At 42.5% G+C, this 14,651-nt stretch carries 16 protein-coding genes and 1 pseudogene; 12 read left to right on the forward strand and 5 right to left on the reverse strand.

Annotated features, from left to right (window positions below; translation table 11 throughout):
• Positions 1–682: 682 nt before the first annotated feature.
• The 3 genes from PZBJ_RS13820 to PZBJ_RS13830 all read right to left on the reverse strand — a co-directional run bounded on the left by PZBJ_RS13820 (position 683) and on the right by PZBJ_RS13830 (position 3,455).
• Positions 683–1,549, reverse strand: coding sequence for a glycosyltransferase family 17 protein (locus PZBJ_RS13820; RefSeq protein ID WP_276308737.1), 867 nt, complete (start codon positions 1,547–1,549; stop codon positions 683–685).
• A 288-nt stretch (positions 1,550–1,837) separates the two neighbouring features.
• A complete protein-coding gene (locus PZBJ_RS13825) occupies positions 1,838–2,869 on the reverse strand; it encodes a phage integrase (protein WP_101762937.1) in 1,032 nt (343 codons plus the stop codon).
• 1 nt (position 2,870) lies between these two features.
• On the reverse strand, positions 2,871–3,455 hold the full coding sequence (locus PZBJ_RS13830) for a phage repressor protein CI (RefSeq protein WP_101762938.1): 585 nt from the start codon (positions 3,453–3,455) through the stop codon (positions 2,871–2,873).
• A gap of 114 nt (positions 3,456–3,569) precedes the next feature.
• Between PZBJ_RS13830 and PZBJ_RS13835 the strand changes: the two genes are divergently transcribed.
• From PZBJ_RS13835 to PZBJ_RS13865, 7 genes are all read left to right on the forward strand, one after another.
• Positions 3,570–3,791, forward strand: coding sequence for a regulator (locus PZBJ_RS13835; protein WP_101762939.1), 222 nt, complete (start codon positions 3,570–3,572; stop codon positions 3,789–3,791).
• A gap of 30 nt (positions 3,792–3,821) precedes the next feature.
• Entirely contained in the window at positions 3,822–4,331 is a 510-nt protein-coding gene (locus PZBJ_RS13840; protein ID WP_101762940.1) for a phage regulatory CII family protein, read from the forward strand.
• Positions 4,332–4,341: 10 nt separating this feature from the next.
• Positions 4,342–4,524: a phage filamentation protein Fil family protein gene (locus PZBJ_RS13845; protein WP_101762941.1), complete on the forward strand. Its 183-nt coding sequence runs from the start codon at positions 4,342–4,344 to the stop codon at positions 4,522–4,524.
• A gap of 67 nt (positions 4,525–4,591) precedes the next feature.
• Positions 4,592–4,909: a hypothetical protein gene (locus PZBJ_RS13850; RefSeq protein ID WP_240632915.1), complete on the forward strand. Its 318-nt coding sequence runs from the start codon at positions 4,592–4,594 to the stop codon at positions 4,907–4,909.
• Positions 4,910–4,977: 68 nt separating this feature from the next.
• Positions 4,978–5,208 (forward strand): DUF2732 family protein, encoded by a 231-nt coding sequence (locus tag PZBJ_RS13855; RefSeq protein WP_101762943.1) that lies wholly within the window; start codon positions 4,978–4,980, stop codon positions 5,206–5,208.
• The gene (locus PZBJ_RS13860; RefSeq protein WP_101762944.1) at positions 5,208–5,435 is read left to right on the forward strand and encodes a TraR/DksA family transcriptional regulator; all 228 of its coding nucleotides are present in this window, start codon (positions 5,208–5,210) and stop codon (positions 5,433–5,435) included. The genes PZBJ_RS13855 and PZBJ_RS13860 overlap by 1 nt, the downstream gene beginning before the upstream one ends.
• The gene (locus tag PZBJ_RS13865) at positions 5,432–6,310 is read left to right on the forward strand and encodes a DNA adenine methylase (protein ID WP_101762945.1); all 879 of its coding nucleotides are present in this window, start codon (positions 5,432–5,434) and stop codon (positions 6,308–6,310) included. Before PZBJ_RS13860 ends, PZBJ_RS13865 begins: the two co-directional genes overlap by 4 nt.
• A gap of 31 nt (positions 6,311–6,341) precedes the next feature.
• Here the strand turns inward: PZBJ_RS13865 and PZBJ_RS13870 are convergent, their stop codons facing one another.
• The gene (locus PZBJ_RS13870; protein ID WP_101762946.1) at positions 6,342–6,614 is read right to left on the reverse strand and encodes a hypothetical protein; all 273 of its coding nucleotides are present in this window, start codon (positions 6,612–6,614) and stop codon (positions 6,342–6,344) included.
• Positions 6,615–6,701: 87 nt separating this feature from the next.
• On the opposite strand from PZBJ_RS13870, the gene PZBJ_RS13875 reads away from it, so the two are divergent.
• The 4 genes and pseudogenes from PZBJ_RS13875 (at position 6,702) to PZBJ_RS13890 (ending at position 10,282) form a co-directional block, all read left to right on the forward strand.
• Entirely contained in the window at positions 6,702–9,008 is a 2,307-nt protein-coding gene (locus tag PZBJ_RS13875; RefSeq protein WP_101762947.1) for a replication endonuclease, read from the forward strand.
• Positions 9,009–9,204: 196 nt separating this feature from the next.
• Positions 9,205–9,396 (forward strand): hypothetical protein, encoded by a 192-nt coding sequence (locus tag PZBJ_RS13880; protein WP_240632912.1) that lies wholly within the window; start codon positions 9,205–9,207, stop codon positions 9,394–9,396.
• A gap of 17 nt (positions 9,397–9,413) precedes the next feature.
• Positions 9,414–9,663, forward strand: a pseudogene (locus PZBJ_RS13885) (DinI-like family protein).
• Positions 9,664–9,721: 58 nt separating this feature from the next.
• Entirely contained in the window at positions 9,722–10,282 is a 561-nt protein-coding gene (locus tag PZBJ_RS13890) for a hypothetical protein (protein WP_101762950.1), read from the forward strand.
• Between the two features lie 80 nt (positions 10,283–10,362).
• On the opposite strand, the gene PZBJ_RS13895 is transcribed toward PZBJ_RS13890, so the two are convergent.
• A complete protein-coding gene (locus PZBJ_RS13895; RefSeq protein ID WP_101762951.1) occupies positions 10,363–11,808 on the reverse strand; it encodes a hypothetical protein in 1,446 nt (481 codons plus the stop codon).
• A 602-nt stretch (positions 11,809–12,410) separates the two neighbouring features.
• Between PZBJ_RS13895 and PZBJ_RS13900 the strand changes: the two genes are divergently transcribed.
• A complete protein-coding gene (locus PZBJ_RS13900; protein WP_101762952.1) occupies positions 12,411–14,651 on the forward strand; it encodes an AAA family ATPase in 2,241 nt (746 codons plus the stop codon).

Consider the following 14,651-nt stretch of genomic DNA (forward strand, 5'->3'; position numbering starts at 1 on the left):
CCATCGGGAAAAGTGCCATACATGTCACTGCACTCGCCGCGAAATATTCTCAAGTTATCGGTAAATTATCCACTTCACCAGACCTGCTAACACAGCGTTTTTTTATGCCTGCTATCACACCACACAGAACGCACGTAGCCGCACGCATCAGAACAGCCACTCGACTAATCACCCTCACATGGATCATCCGCACAGTAGGGCACAGGTGCAGCAACAGCCCCACAATGACGAAAACGGCGCTACATCGCACCCGGCTGTGGGTTTTACATCATAAAAATTTTTCAGTTTTATTTTTATGCAAACCGATGCGCCAGTGCACGCGGCTGCTGGCTTTCTGATGTAATTAGGCAAATTAAAATCTTGAAAAGATTTTGAGTGCTTTTCAGTTTGAAGGATCAATGTTGGATCTTGGTAATTGCACAGATCAATGAGAAAAAGACAAGATTGTTATTTGCAGATTATTGGATCTTGAATGGATCTGCTGCTTGAGCGTAAGCAATGTCCATTTGGCCATGATTGGTTAGGGGGCTGCGGTAAAATTGACTGATTCGAATGGACTGAAAAACAGAGGGGTAAAAACAGTGTCAGGCGTCATTAAAAATTAGCACGATTATAGGTGGTTGTGCTTTCCAAAAGTTTAAATGACGCTAAGAATTAACCGTTTATTGTCAACCTAAAATTATCACAAGACGAATTGTTTAAATTTTTCTCTGTTCGCAACAAGGTAAGATGGGAATTTATCATTAGTTAATTCTTGCCTGACAAGTTTTCTTTCCCTATTCCATAAATCTTTACCATTTTTCAGCGCATCAATAATGTGCTCTTTATTATTTAAATGAGGTAAATCATATTCGGTATGAGAAATTGAAGACATTTTTTCTGATATCCGTTCTGGAGTCATAATCCATGAGAAATGCCAGCCTGCATTTTTTATGACCTTGCTGCGTAACTTAAACCAGTTTCTTGAAATAAAATGACTGTATAATTCTGATTTCTTTATGTTTCGGAACAACTCTGGCTTACCGTCAAAATAATGTTTGAGATTATGCATATTAGTAGCCCGTGGTAATCGGCATTGACGCTCTGATCCGTCAGCATTGAATACTTGAAGATTAAATTGATAATTATAAAAAGGCATATACAATATCGTACATAATTTTTTGGGGTTTATTTTTTTTACAATTGCTGAGTTAAAAATTTCATCAACATCGGAAATTAATATCAAATCTTCATCCTTAGCCTTTTTTAATCCTCGCATTATAGCGTTTCTTGTTGCAGCCTCGTTTGCCCAGGCATCATAGTTCCCTGCTTTACCATTTTTTAGAATTGGTAACTCATCAAAGACAACATAGATAATCTTATCTTTGAATCTTTCATATTTATCTATATCGAAATTTAATTTCTTAGGTTTCCCAGTGAATGTATGAGTAGATTCTACAATGACAAAATAATCTACGGCATCGTCCAAAGTATTTAATCTTATATCAAGTAGCATATCTTCGTCGTAGTATAAAAAACAATCATAAATCATTAGGTATTCCTTACGCATTGAGTTAGTTCCAGCGTCTTATGTTCACAAATGATAGATGCTGCTGTCTAGCTTTTGGATCTCGGTGGACAAAAAGGGGGCAATGAAAGCCAAATACGAAAAAGCCACCTCAAGGAAGGTGGCTTAACTGCATGATTTTCATCACTAAATTTGGTGGCCCCTGCTGGGTTTGAACCAGCGACCAAGCGATTATGAGAACCATAACAGCCAACCGATAATCAATGACTTAGATAATAATCAATGGGTTATAAAATCAATATCGGGCAATATAGGTCAATAATCCTAACTTCATGCGACACTTTTGCGACACTTTAACGGGTTTAAATTGATCGCCTCTTCCAAGTGGTTTGGAGCGAAATGAGCATAGCGCATTGTCATTTTTATGTCGGTGTGTCCGAGGATTTTCTGCAGCACGAGAATATTGCCGCCATTCATCATAAAGTGGCTGGCGAAGGTATGGCGTAAAACATGCGTCAGTTGTCCAGGAGGTAATTCAATTTCAGCGCGCTCCAGAGCATTTCGGAAGGCGTAGTAACAAGGTGTGAAAATTGCGCCTGTTTTCTTTGGTAACTGTTCAAGCAGGGCTGCGTCAACGGGTATGGTTCTGTTACGTTTACCTTTGGTTTTAATGAAAGTAATTTTACCCGGCGTGATCTGCGAGCGTTTCAGAGTCTCAGCCTCACCCCAGCGCGCACCGGTGGATAAACACACCTTCACAATCGCTTCTAAATCTTTAGCGCTACTGTTTCGGCATTCTTCCAATAATCGATCTATCTGCTCATCAGTCAGATAAGACATCTCACTTTCATCAATGCGAAACTGGCGCACGTTTTCAAGTGGGTTGGGTGGAGACCATTCACCCAGCCTTTTAAGCTCATTAAAAACGGCCAGAAAGTAGGCGTGTTCAAGATTCATGGTACGAGGAGAGACTTGAGCAATACGCTTGGTACGAGCAAACTCCCCTTTAAGGCGCTTTGCTCTGTAAGCAGTAAATAGTGGCGCACTGAATTCTGTAGCTAAAGGAGAGCCCATACACTCGGCAGCCCATAGCATAGTGCTTTTGCGCTTTTCACCATCAGACAATGTGATGCCGTGTCGGTCAAACCACAAATGAACCAAATCAGCTAAGCGGCGGCGATCTTTTCCATCACCGAGCCAAGGTGAGTCCTCTATCGTTTGAAGAGTGTAATTTTCAAATGCCAAAGCTTCGCCTTTGGTGGCGAATTTTTTTCGGACTCGCTTTCCTTCCTTTCCATCACTCCGGTTAACAGAGTAGAAGTCAGCGACCCATTGGCCTGTGGGGAGTTTTCGTACCGTCATATCAACTTATTGTCAGAACGACTTTACCAATTGCTTTGATGTCATCAATTCCGCATTCAAAGCTTGTTTCACCAGAGCCTACGCGTAATTTTCTAATAGGGATTCGCGTAAGGGAGCGAAAACCGACTTTTCCTTCGATCTCCACTAACCAGTGCCCATCCTGAATCTCATCCAATCTACGTGCGACTATGTAGTTCACGTCTTTATCTTTAACACTAACCAAATTTTGGTCGCTAGCCACATCATCATTAAGCAAAGAAAAATCAAAAATTAGACTGCCTGCATCCTCAAGTCGGCCATCAATTAGCTTTAGTCTATCTATGCTACTGCCCACTGGTGCGCTTTTTCCAAAGCTCTCACCTTTTCCTGAAATTAACCAATCAATGTTGGCACCGGTTTCTATCGAACACTGTAGAACGATATCAGCTGGAAAAACCTCACGTTTATAGCGCGAAGACAGGCTGCTGGAAGCTATGCCAAGGTGTTCTGCGAGTTCAACTTTTAAGTTGAATCCGTAGGCTTCGACAACTCTGTCAAGGGCTTCAGCGCTTGAAGACGGGAAAGAAAAATTTAGATGTGAACTCATGTAGCTTGACTCTCCATTTATGGAGGTATAGTCTCCATCTCGTTAGCTTAAGTGAACATATTGACCTACATTGACCGATATTGACCTATCGGTAAACCTAATGGAGTTTGCATCATGCGACCTAGCATTACAATCGTCATCCCTGAGCCTTATCTCCCGCTAGATGAATACTGCCGACGCACTGGCACAAAGTACGAAACAGCTAAAAACCTGATTGAATACGGAAAGTTGCCCATTAAACCTAAGGGAACTCAGAAAAAAGCCTTAATCGAAATCAACATGGCCGCACTAACAATCCAAGCGCTGAGCGAATGTGATATTTCGCTTAATGCGTAATAAATCTTAGATATTAGACAAGGACTAATCATGTTTGATTTTAAGGTTTCCACCCACAGCCACTTTGACGAAGCCTGCCGCAAGTTCGCTCTTACGCACAACATGACAGAGCTGGCTCAGCAAGCCGATATGAAAGTTCAGGCTTTACGTAATAAGTTGAATCCCGATCAAGTGCATCAACTTACTGTGGCCGAAATGCTTCTGCTGACTGATCTGACAGAAGACGCGACGTTGATAGATGGAGCGTTAGCACAACTGCAATGTCTTCCATGTGTGCCGGTGAATGAACTAGCAGACGAGAAGTATTCAGCATACGTGCTGAAAGCAACTGCCGAGGTTGGCATGTTGGCAGCTAAAGCGGCAAGCGCTGAGAAAATCACAGCCACCTGCCGCCGTGGTGTTGTCGAAGCGGCCAATACTGGCATTCGCTGCCTGATGCTGGCCGCAATTGCAGTCCAGAGCCGCATTCATTCAAACCCCACTTTAGCGTCTACCGTTGATGCGATCAGCGGCCTAAGCGCTTCAGTTGGTTTGAACTGAGAGGCGCGCGATGATTTCATTTGCAGCCCACCTCAAGCGCCAAAGCCCGTCTATGTCATATGGTAACGGCTGGATTATGGGCGAGAACGGCAAGCGCTGGCATCCATGTGCTGACCAGAAATCTCTGCTACGTGATCTAACATCAAAACGCGCCGGATTGTTAATCCGCTTGCGTAAACTTATCGGTGGTTAATATGCCGCGAGTTTTATGGGAAGTACCGAAACAACACGAAGCCGCCAGTTTTTCCAAAATTCATTTGATGGGTGCACGTGTTGATAAGCTTCAGCCAATGACGTTTGATGAATTTCGCAAAAAGTGGCGTCAGATGCGTGATAACAACGCAAACCCGGCACTGCGTTATTTCAACAACCAGAATGATGAATTTAAGTTCTGCGTAATGACCTTGGCTAATCGTGATAATCCCAAGACATTCAAACCGGAGGAAATCGGAAAGCCTTTTGAATATTTCGATGAACGCCGCCGCGAGTTAATAATCATCGCAATGAATAAAGTTGCGCGTTGGGGCAGAATTTTGCCTGGCCGCTTTTCAACTGCTGACTGTTTTTTACCTGAGTAAATAAGACTCAAAAATTAATGGCGTAAACCCGCCGGGCATTCTTTTGCCCAAATTCTGGAGATTTAAATATGCGAAATATCGAAACACGGAAATTCGACGCAAATGTCGAGCAGCTTTCCACAATCATCACATCCGCCCGCGCAGAAGAACGTGCCGAGCGGGGCATGCAGGTAGCTCGACGTTTAACTGATCTTGCTATGCGCATTCAGCAAAAAGGCTTGAGCGGTGTTGAAGCTGCAGAGCTTCTGCGTCAGGAAGCTGAGCGTTATGAGAGCGAAGCGCGGGAGGCGTTGCACTAATGGCGGATTCAATGGACTTGGTGCAGCAGCGCGTTGAAGAAGAACTGGCGCGCAATCTGGCAAACGCTAAACAGCACCCTACCGGCGCAAGCGAATTTTTCTGCCTGTCATGTGATGCCGTAATTCCTGAAGCCCGACGCCGTGCGCTGCCGGGCGTTTCTGTTTGCGTGACATGCAAGGAAGTCAGCGAGCTTAAAAGCGCTCATTACAAAGGGGCTGCCTTATGAATACCATTTTGAAATGGCCGGGAAGTAAAGTCCGTGTAATGACTGAGCTGTCGGTACATCTTCCTGCTGGTAATCGCCTTGTTGAGCCGTTCGCAGGTTCATGCGCGGTTATGATGAATACCGATTACCCCGAATATCTGGTCGCTGATATTAATCCCGACCTCATCAATATGTACCGCCAGATTAAAGAACACACGCGTCCGTTTATCGTGGTGGCGATGGCTTTATTCAGCCAAAACACGACTGAAGAAAGCTATTACCGTGCGCGCAAAGAATTTAATGAAAATGCATCAATGCCCCTGCTGGAGCGTGCGGCACATTTTCTGTACCTGAACCGCCACGGTTATCGCGGAGTTTGCCGCTACAACCTCAAGGGGGAATTTAATATTCCTTTCGGACATTACGCGAAACCCTATTACCCGCTTTATGAAATTGAAATGTTTGCTGAGAAGGCGCAGCGCGCGACGTTCATTTGCGCTGGCTATCAGGAAACGCTTGGCATGGTAAAGGCTGATGATGTCGTTTATTGCGATCCGCCATATCACGGCACGTTCACCGAATATCACACAGGTGGATTTAATGAGGACGACCAGCACTCTCTGGCCTGTTATCTGCTGGGCATTTCCGAGCATAACCCGGTAATCCTGTCCAATAGCGACACGCTTTTCACCCGCAGTATTTATCGCGCTTTCGACATTACCAAAATCACTGTGGCTCGCTCGGTTGGGGTTGCCGCCGGTAAAGGTAAGTGCGCATCTGAAATTATTGCGAAGCGTGGTCCAGCAAATGAGCGATTAGGGGGGATCTCATACAGTGCAGAAAGTAAGACAAGAACCGAAAGATATATTGAAAAATACAATTTAAAACATGGCTGAAAAATGGCGGCACAAAGCCGCCAGTGATTAATTATTTAAAAATGAACAGTGAATCGTATTTACCAGGATTAAGGTTTTCAGCATGCAAATCAACAAGACCGATGCCCGTAATTTCCATTGCCAAGTAAATATATGCACCCATTCCTTCAATGCATATGACACGATAAATAGTTCCGTCTTCATTTTGAATTGCGGTAACCATTTCCTTTCCGCTGAGTTCGCGGCGCTGAGCCTTTTTTGCTATGCGAGTAATTTCATCATCAAGCTGAGATTTGGCAATGCCTTCAACGTAATTATCTTTCATTTTTGTTCTCTTAAAAGTCCATTTGATAGGCGATTTTACACAGCTCTAATGGTTCTAATCAACGCCAGTCGTGGGAGGTGAAACGCAATGACTGAACAATACGCTTATCCGTGGAACGCTCCACGGGAAGCTATCGCCAGCCCTTATCCCACCTATGAGGAAATGCACAGCCGCAATCAAATGAATGCGGCTTTAGTGCGTGCGCAGGAATTACTTGAGCAACAGCCGGCACTGGTGCAGCTCGACGTAAAGCGCCGCACCAGTGAGCTTGAAAAAACACAGGGTACAGCCCGTGCCAATGCATACTTTACGAAGACTTTCGTAGAGCGCACATTGCCACGCGTTGAGATTGTCAGCACTCAATATCGCCTTGGTGTAATGAAAGGTAGCACCCTGAATCTCCTTGGCGGAAATGCTACTGATCGTGAAAACACAGCTGTTGCTGGCGGGCAATTACATAATTTGATGCGCCGCTTTAATCGCCTTCCAGATATGGCGCGCGCTGATGTTGATTTGCTGGCAGGCGATATTGCTAATCTAATCCTCGCTGAATTGGTGCAAGCCCACCATCAGGCAAAAGATGAGTCAGATTACAAATACACTCATCGCGTATACATGACAGCAGCAACCATCACACGCGAGTTCAGCCAAACCCCGCCACTGTGGGAAAAAGTCACATCCCGACTCTTTGACCCGGAAGAAGTCACCCCTGCGATCCGGCGCATGCATACCGAAAAGTGGTGGAAAGGTCGACTGCGCCGCGTCGCCGCCTCATGGCGCGAACATTTACAGATCGCGCTGGCGAACGTAAGCAAAAAACACACCCCTTACGCCAGCAATATGAATGTCGCGGAATGGCGCGAGCAAAAGCGCCGCACGCGCGAATTTCTAAAGTCGCTTGAGCTGGAAGACGAAGAAGGCAACCGCATCAGCCTGATCGACAAATACGACGGAAGTGTGGCCAATCCAGCGATCCGTCGCTGCGAGTTAATGACGCGCATCCGTGGCTTTGAAAATATTTGCAATGAAATGGGTTTTATTGGTGAGTTCTACACACTTACCGCCCCGGCTCGCTTTCACGCAACAATCAAGACCGGACACCGTAATCGGAAATGGAATGGTGCAAGCCCGGCGGATACGCAGCGTTACCTTTGCAACGTCTGGCAAAGAATCCGCGCCAAATTGCACCGCGAGGATATTCGCATTTTCGGTATTCGCGTAGCCGAGCCGCACCACGACGGCACACCGCACTGGCATATGCTGATGTTTATGCGCCCTGAAGACGTGGATCAAGTTCGTCGGATTATCCGCGATTACGCATATCAGGAAGACAGCGGCGAGCTGACAACAGATAAAGCACGCAAAGCGCGTTTTCATGCTGAAGCTATCGACCCGGAAAAAGGCAGCGCCACTGGGTACGTAGCTAAATATATTTCCAAGAATATCGATGGCTACGCTCTCGATGGCGAGCTGGACGACGAAAGCGGAAAAGAACTTAAGGAGACTGCACCAGCGGTTTCTGCGTGGGCTGCACGCTGGCACATTCGCCAGTTCCAGTTTGTTGGCGGCGCGCCGGTAACTGTATACCGCGAGCTGCGTCGCATGGCTGACAGCGAAACGGCGCACGGTTTAAGTGTTGAGTTTGCTGCAGCACATGATGCAGCCGACGTCGGTGATTGGGCTGGTTACGTTAACGCACAGGGTGGTCCGTTTGTTCGTCGTGATGATTTGGCTGTGCGGACATGGTACCAGCCAGGCGAGGATGTTAATGAGTACGGCGAAGTAACCGTGCGCATTAAAGGAGTCTTTGCTACTGAAGTCGGAGCAGACACGCCAATACTAACTCGTTTGGCACAGTGGAAGATCGTCCCAAAACGTTCAATCGATGCCATGTATGAAAGCGCACCGAAGCCGCTTTCTGCACTGGATGTTGACCTTGATTTGGCCTTTGAATTTTTGGACGCGCCTGCGTCCTCTCGGAGTTCTGTCAATAACTGTACGGAAGGTTTGAGAGCTGAGGATTCGAACCCGCCGGAAAGTTACGCAAAAATCGACTTTGACGGTATGAGTCGCAAAGAACGGCGCCAGCTTCTTGCCCGAATCAGGGTTGAGCAGCCTAGAAAACGGCTTAGGAAGTTAAGGCGATCGGAAAAAATAGAGGCTGCTTGCGACAAAGTGATTAGCCAGGTGAGAGATTATTGCGGTGAAACTATTAGCCGCGGGCTTGCTGTGCGCCTAATCGGTGGAACTCAGACTGAGATAGCTGGAAAAATGTGTCGTGCTTCAGCGTGCGGCGATTTGTTGAGAGCCAAACCAGAAGCAAAAGAGGGCTGCATATTAGCGAGATTTAACCGATTAGCAGATTCGGTTAGAGCAAAAAATGCTCACCAATAGGCTAGGGTTAACGAAACTGGAAAAATTGTCAGGCAACAACAGGGGTTGTGCGGTTGATGTGAGTCGCTAGGGTAATAGTGATAAAGATCTTTCATATCATGCAGATAAAAACCTGTTTCAACTGACACATTTTTCTTCCGCTTAAACTAAATGCTATGTTACTGTATGGATGAACAGTGATTGTTGGGGAGGGCGCGTGGACAACGAATTACAAGAGCGGGTAATGCTTGAACGTGTCGAGTTGATTGCTCGGCTAACTAGTGAAGGGATGTGCAGAGAACGTGATAGAGAGATTGCACTGAATCTGATAGCTGAAATCGCGAGCAATACTGCGATGGCGAACAAACAATTTTCAGTCGTATTTTCGGCTGTACCCCTTGAAAAATAATCCTTGAGGTAGCTGCGATGCGAATTGAAATCATGATCGATAAAGAGCAAAAGATTAGCCAATCAACGCTTGATGCATTGGAATCGGAATTGCTTAAAAACCTGCACCCCCAATACCCAAGAATGGCAATCCACATCCGCAAGGGCAGCGCAAATGGTGTTGAGTTAAGTGGCCTGAGGATGGACGAAGATAAAAAATAATGTATATCCTCCAGTTCATTGGGAAAACGATAGCTGGCAACAGCAAAAAAGTATTGTAATATGGTAAATGTTCCATATAAGTTATCAGGTTATTAGCGTTATTTTTGTAGTTAAGGATGATGAAAATGATACCTTTAAATCATGACTTTAAAGTTTTTGTAGATAATAAAAGATATGAGAGGTTAATTAAGAATAATGATGTTTTATCTGTTGTGCTTAATCTGGCTCTTATCATGGAAAACTTCACGAATGTTTACATCAAGGAAGTGTCTCATGAGGAATATCATGATCTTTTCTTAGATAAAAAACAAAAGCAGCATTTTAAATTAAATGTTGCAAAAACTCTTGGTCTTCCTGAGTCAATCATTATTGCTATAAACAGGCTTTCAGGACTCCGTAATAGCTTTGCTCACAAGCTTGACTATTGCTTAACTGAAAAAGCTATTTCTGAATTCGAAAGCGACGTTGGTAAAATCCCGCTGGAGGATGTTACAAATGATGGCCCTCTGAATGCAAAAGAAGTTGCAAGCTACTTCGATTCTGGATCTAAGCTTCTCGGAAGTGAGAACTATAGTATAAATCCAGATGTTATTAGATTAGTTAATGCAACATATTTGCTTGCCCTTAAATCAGCCTTTTTCACGGTATCTGAGCTACACCGCCGGGGTAAGTTGAGCTTAGGTTAGCTAATGCATTAAATAATCCAATAAGCATACTGGCGTGGCAGGGAAAGCATTGCGCGCGACAAGGTAAGCATGTTTATTGTTTACATAGGGGCAATCCATGCATTCAAAGGATAAACGTTTTCAACGGCCCCCGCATATTCCTTCATATGATAAGCAGCCCCATGGAAAAGAATTGCATCACATTCTAATGATAGCTTTTCATAGAGTTGCCGCGAAGATGCGCAAGAATACAGAAGGGCAATTTTTAAAGATTCACCATTTTTAAAGGCTTTGACTGTTATGTACTCACCATCCTTTACCGGGTCTATAAAATCACAACATTGCCATCCATTATTCCTTAACGATCTAATTATTTCCTTATCCATTAAATCACTTAATATTGCAGATCTTAGTAACCAGCCATCATCCGATGCTGTAACACTATGAGGCAGGCCGTTTTCACTTTGGATTTTATTTATAATTATTTTTTTTTGCATTTGCATTTGAGTACAAGCAATTATTTCTATATGAAATGATTTTGTCGTTTCATTTGGCTCAGGTAAAAAAATACTAATTTTACTATCTGGGTGAGCAAAACACTCAACAAATGCCAGCGCTTGAATGAGTCCAATGGCTCGAAAGAAATTCGTATTTTTGTGCCAAATATCAGATAATGCATGCGCAAAATGATGCCGATTAAAACCAGATTCATTGCAATATTTCTTGCTGTCAATGTAAAAACTGTCTAATAGCCAAGCTCGAATGCTTTCAAGTATAAAAACTCTTTCATTTGTAGATTTTAAAAATTCATTTGATGCATATTCATTTGGGACCCAATCAACATAATCTATATCCATCTTATATGCTGTCATACAAGCTGCATCAATGCATTTATTTATATTGGTAATTAAGTCATCGGATTTGTCACCTTCAATTACGAGGGATCTTAAAATGTCCTCCATTATTGGAATTAGAGAAGCTATCGCAGCCACCCTCATTCCGCTGTAAAAAGCAAGCATTGACTCTTTAATTATTGGGAGGTGTTTTTTTATGATTTCTGACTTAGGTAATATTTGATTTACGACTAAAACCATTTGACCAACGCTGTAAATACTAGGCATGGCATAATCGAATTGCTTTTGATTAAAACTGTCGGTCCGCAGACGGAAATTTCCAGGGTCAACCCCTGCTGTTTTAAATGCATCATGAATATCGCCATTAGTGACATATGCTGGAACGAACCAATCAACTGAGCGCCAAAAATCGGACATTTCCTTTCTTGGAGCTATGCTTTCAGTGTAAAAATTTAATGATTCAGCTCTGATCCTTGGATAGATAACTTTACCTGAATTTGTACTGAGCAAAATTCCAGGTACTGTTATAAAACTACCAAATGTCACATCTTTTATTTCAATAACTGTTAAGCCCTTTTCAAGTGCAAGCTTGTAAATATGTTCTATCGGTAAAGTATGTAATTCAGGTAGGGATTTAATACGCTCCCATATTGAAACTAGCCTTGGGTCTATCCGAGTGTTATAGTTTTTCATGATAATCCTTTAATCTGCATGGCTTCTCAAACAAGATAAAACAAATCAAAAAAAAAACCACTCCTTGATTGGATGCATGTGTGAGCGCCAATTTGTTAACTCAATTGAGATGGATTGCTACAAATGTGCTGCTTGAATGAGACGGCTTCATACCTAATTCAATAATCTATCTTTTCATCCGTTTTAGCCGCAGTGTCAGTTCATTTCTCACAAACACCTGCGCCGCTTTACCGCATCACCCAACCCGCCGATGCTATCGGAAAGAATTCGTATCATTTACGGCTGTACGCGGTGCGTGCTCAGAAGGTCGTTGTGAAGCAGAGGGATAAAGCGCCCACAAACCCGCTTCTGTGGATGACCCTAAACTAGAGGGGAGAGTGCATGACTATGCCGCATGAATCCGCATGATTCGAATATGAGCGCTTAATCCTCGGCCCACCAGTTCTGACGGTCTTTCGTCTATGCCATGCAGGTGCATGAAAACCGCATCATAAAGCGGGCAGGCGTGGCGGGGGTACGAGCGCGCGCAAGCACAAAATATGGTAGTTGTTTTGGTACACAACCCATTATACATTATCAGATATAATCAATAGGAAAACTCTATGACAACTGATCTGACTAAAGACAATCTCAGAACTACCCGACTGAGCAGAAACCTAAAGAATTTATATTTAGATCCAAACAACTATAGGTTTGTTGATAATAAAAATCACAAACCAGTTAATGAAGAAAATCTTCTTGATTCCCAAATACAAAAAAGAAGTCGTACATTTATTGAGGGAAAAGGCCAGGAAAATATTAGAGATTTAATTGCAAGCTTCAAAGCCAATGGTTTTTTGGATGTGGACGTAATTCAGGTTAGAGAGCTTGGTGATAACCGCTATCTAGTTTTAGAAGGGAATAGGCGTGTTACCGCTCTTAAAGCCTTACAGGAAGCACATGATAATGGCTTTGATATAGGGAAACTAGATCCTGCTATTTTCAGAAGCGTTCCCTTTGAAATCCATAGCAAAGAGGAGAATGAAAAACATCTGATTGTCATGGGTTTGAAGCATATAAGCGGAAATAAAAAGTGGTCTACATTTAATCAGTCTAAATTACTTCATGACTTTCTGAAACCTTATGAGGAAAAAGGTCGTGATGATTATGTGAATAAAGAAAATGAGCTGGTGAATTCCTTGGGGATTACTAAACATCGCCTACGTTCAATGCTAAGGGTGTACAACCTTATACAGCTATATAAGTTAAGTGATTATAGTGAGCAATTTTCACCTGATATGGTTGGTATTTTCGAAGAGGTAATGAAAAAACCAGTTCTTAAAAATTGGCTGGGATGGAATGATGCGGGATATTCTGCAAGTAACCAAATAAATCTTGAGCGGCTATTTTCATGGATATCTAAAACGGAGGTATACTCAGAACCTGAAGACAACGAAGAGGATGAGGATGATTTTTATGATAATGGGGATGATTATAAAGAGGTTGAACCAATAATTACTAAGTCCTTAGAAATAAGGGATCTCGCACTTTTCATTGATAATGAAAATGCATTAAAAGTAATGGAGGATGAAAGAAGTTTAGCAAGGGGCCTGGTTTCAAGTGGTTCGGTTGATAAGCAAAATTACCATAATGCATTAAATAATCTTTCGGACTCTCTTAAAGGATTATTAACCTATCGTACTTTGATTGGTGTTGATGACACAAAGATTTTAGATGAAGCAAAAGAAAATCTCTTGCAAATAATCCCTAAGAAAAGCACTTTAAATATTGAAGGTGGAAACCACACTACAGTGTTTGAGTTTGCAGTTAAAAAGCATTTCGACACAATAAGAATAAATAAATACAAAAAAATTAAAAACTTCAATATTGATAATTTAAATAGAATTAATATATTTGCTGGCTTGAATAATACTGCAAAAACAAGTTTGCTTGAGGCTATTTACCTCTTGACGCAAAGAAACGATATGGCTTCTTATTTTAAATTAATTAGGCATAAAAACAAATGTCCCACATTAAGCCCCGTTTTTTTGAATGCAGTGTTCCAAGATAAAATTGATGTGAGTGGTAATTTTAATGGGTTGGATGTTTCCATTCACATGGAGAAGTTTGATGCTGCTACAATTGATAAAAAAGACGACTACGTAGCATCATATAAATTATCCTCTCAAATAGATAATACTGAAGTTACTAACACCGTTCATACTTATGTACACGAAAGTATGCAGCGCATTTCAGATCAAGTCTCACACTTATGTGCATCTTCATTTAAAAGCCCGTATTTTCATGATATCGATGATTCAGTTAGCGATTATAACAAAAGTGTTGAATTGAAAATCACACTGCCTAATGGAGACACTAAATTAGCTCTGAATCTTGTAATTGACTTCATGAAAAGAGTCGACGAAAGTATAGTGGACGTACGTTATACCGAAGAGATGGATGTAAAAAGATTTTTGGTGGAATCTAAGTATTCTCTAGATAGAAGTTTCGATCTAACTAGCTATGGTGAAGGAATACAAAGGATATTTTACATTGCTCTAGCATTTGCATCTTGTAGAAATGGTGTTCTACTCATTGATGAATTTGAAACTGCAATTCACTTTAGTTTATTAAAGCAATTTACGCGATTAACTCAAGAGCTAGCTGATACTTTCAATGTTCAGGTTTTTTTAACGTCCCATTCAGATGAATGTATTAGAGCTTTTGTTGAAAACGACTACAAAACTGAACAGCTCACTGGGTTTAGAATGTTGAATGAAAGTGGAACGATTTCGACAAAAAGAGTAGATGGTGAGCGTTTTAAATATTTAATTGATAGTATCGATCTTGATATTAGGGGCTAA

The organism is Pantoea endophytica, from assembly GCF_002858935.1.
Taxonomy (GTDB): Bacteria; Pseudomonadota; Gammaproteobacteria; order Enterobacterales; family Enterobacteriaceae; genus Pantoea; species Pantoea leporis.

Coding starts and splice junctions, on each gene's coding strand:
- PZBJ_RS13820 (WP_276308737.1), bottom strand. CDS start 1,549: ATGCGTAAGGAATACCTAATGATTTATGATTGTTTTTTATACTACGAC.
- PZBJ_RS13825 (WP_101762937.1), bottom strand. CDS start 2,869: ATGACGGTACGAAAACTCCCCACAGGCCAATGGGTCGCTGACTTCTAC.
- PZBJ_RS13830 (WP_101762938.1), bottom strand. CDS start 3,455: ATGAGTTCACATCTAAATTTTTCTTTCCCGTCTTCAAGCGCTGAAGCC.
- PZBJ_RS13835 (WP_101762939.1), top strand. CDS start 3,570: ATGCGACCTAGCATTACAATCGTCATCCCTGAGCCTTATCTCCCGCTA.
- PZBJ_RS13840 (WP_101762940.1), top strand. CDS start 3,822: ATGTTTGATTTTAAGGTTTCCACCCACAGCCACTTTGACGAAGCCTGC.
- PZBJ_RS13845 (WP_101762941.1), top strand. CDS start 4,342: ATGATTTCATTTGCAGCCCACCTCAAGCGCCAAAGCCCGTCTATGTCA.
- PZBJ_RS13850 (WP_240632915.1), top strand. CDS start 4,592: ATGGGTGCACGTGTTGATAAGCTTCAGCCAATGACGTTTGATGAATTT.
- PZBJ_RS13855 (WP_101762943.1), top strand. CDS start 4,978: ATGCGAAATATCGAAACACGGAAATTCGACGCAAATGTCGAGCAGCTT.
- PZBJ_RS13860 (WP_101762944.1), top strand. CDS start 5,208: ATGGCGGATTCAATGGACTTGGTGCAGCAGCGCGTTGAAGAAGAACTG.
- PZBJ_RS13865 (WP_101762945.1), top strand. CDS start 5,432: ATGAATACCATTTTGAAATGGCCGGGAAGTAAAGTCCGTGTAATGACT.
- PZBJ_RS13870 (WP_101762946.1), bottom strand. CDS start 6,614: ATGAAAGATAATTACGTTGAAGGCATTGCCAAATCTCAGCTTGATGAT.
- PZBJ_RS13875 (WP_101762947.1), top strand. CDS start 6,702: ATGACTGAACAATACGCTTATCCGTGGAACGCTCCACGGGAAGCTATC.
- PZBJ_RS13890 (WP_101762950.1), top strand. CDS start 9,722: ATGATACCTTTAAATCATGACTTTAAAGTTTTTGTAGATAATAAAAGA.
- PZBJ_RS13895 (WP_101762951.1), bottom strand. CDS start 11,808: ATGAAAAACTATAACACTCGGATAGACCCAAGGCTAGTTTCAATATGG.
- PZBJ_RS13900 (WP_101762952.1), top strand. CDS start 12,411: ATGACAACTGATCTGACTAAAGACAATCTCAGAACTACCCGACTGAGC.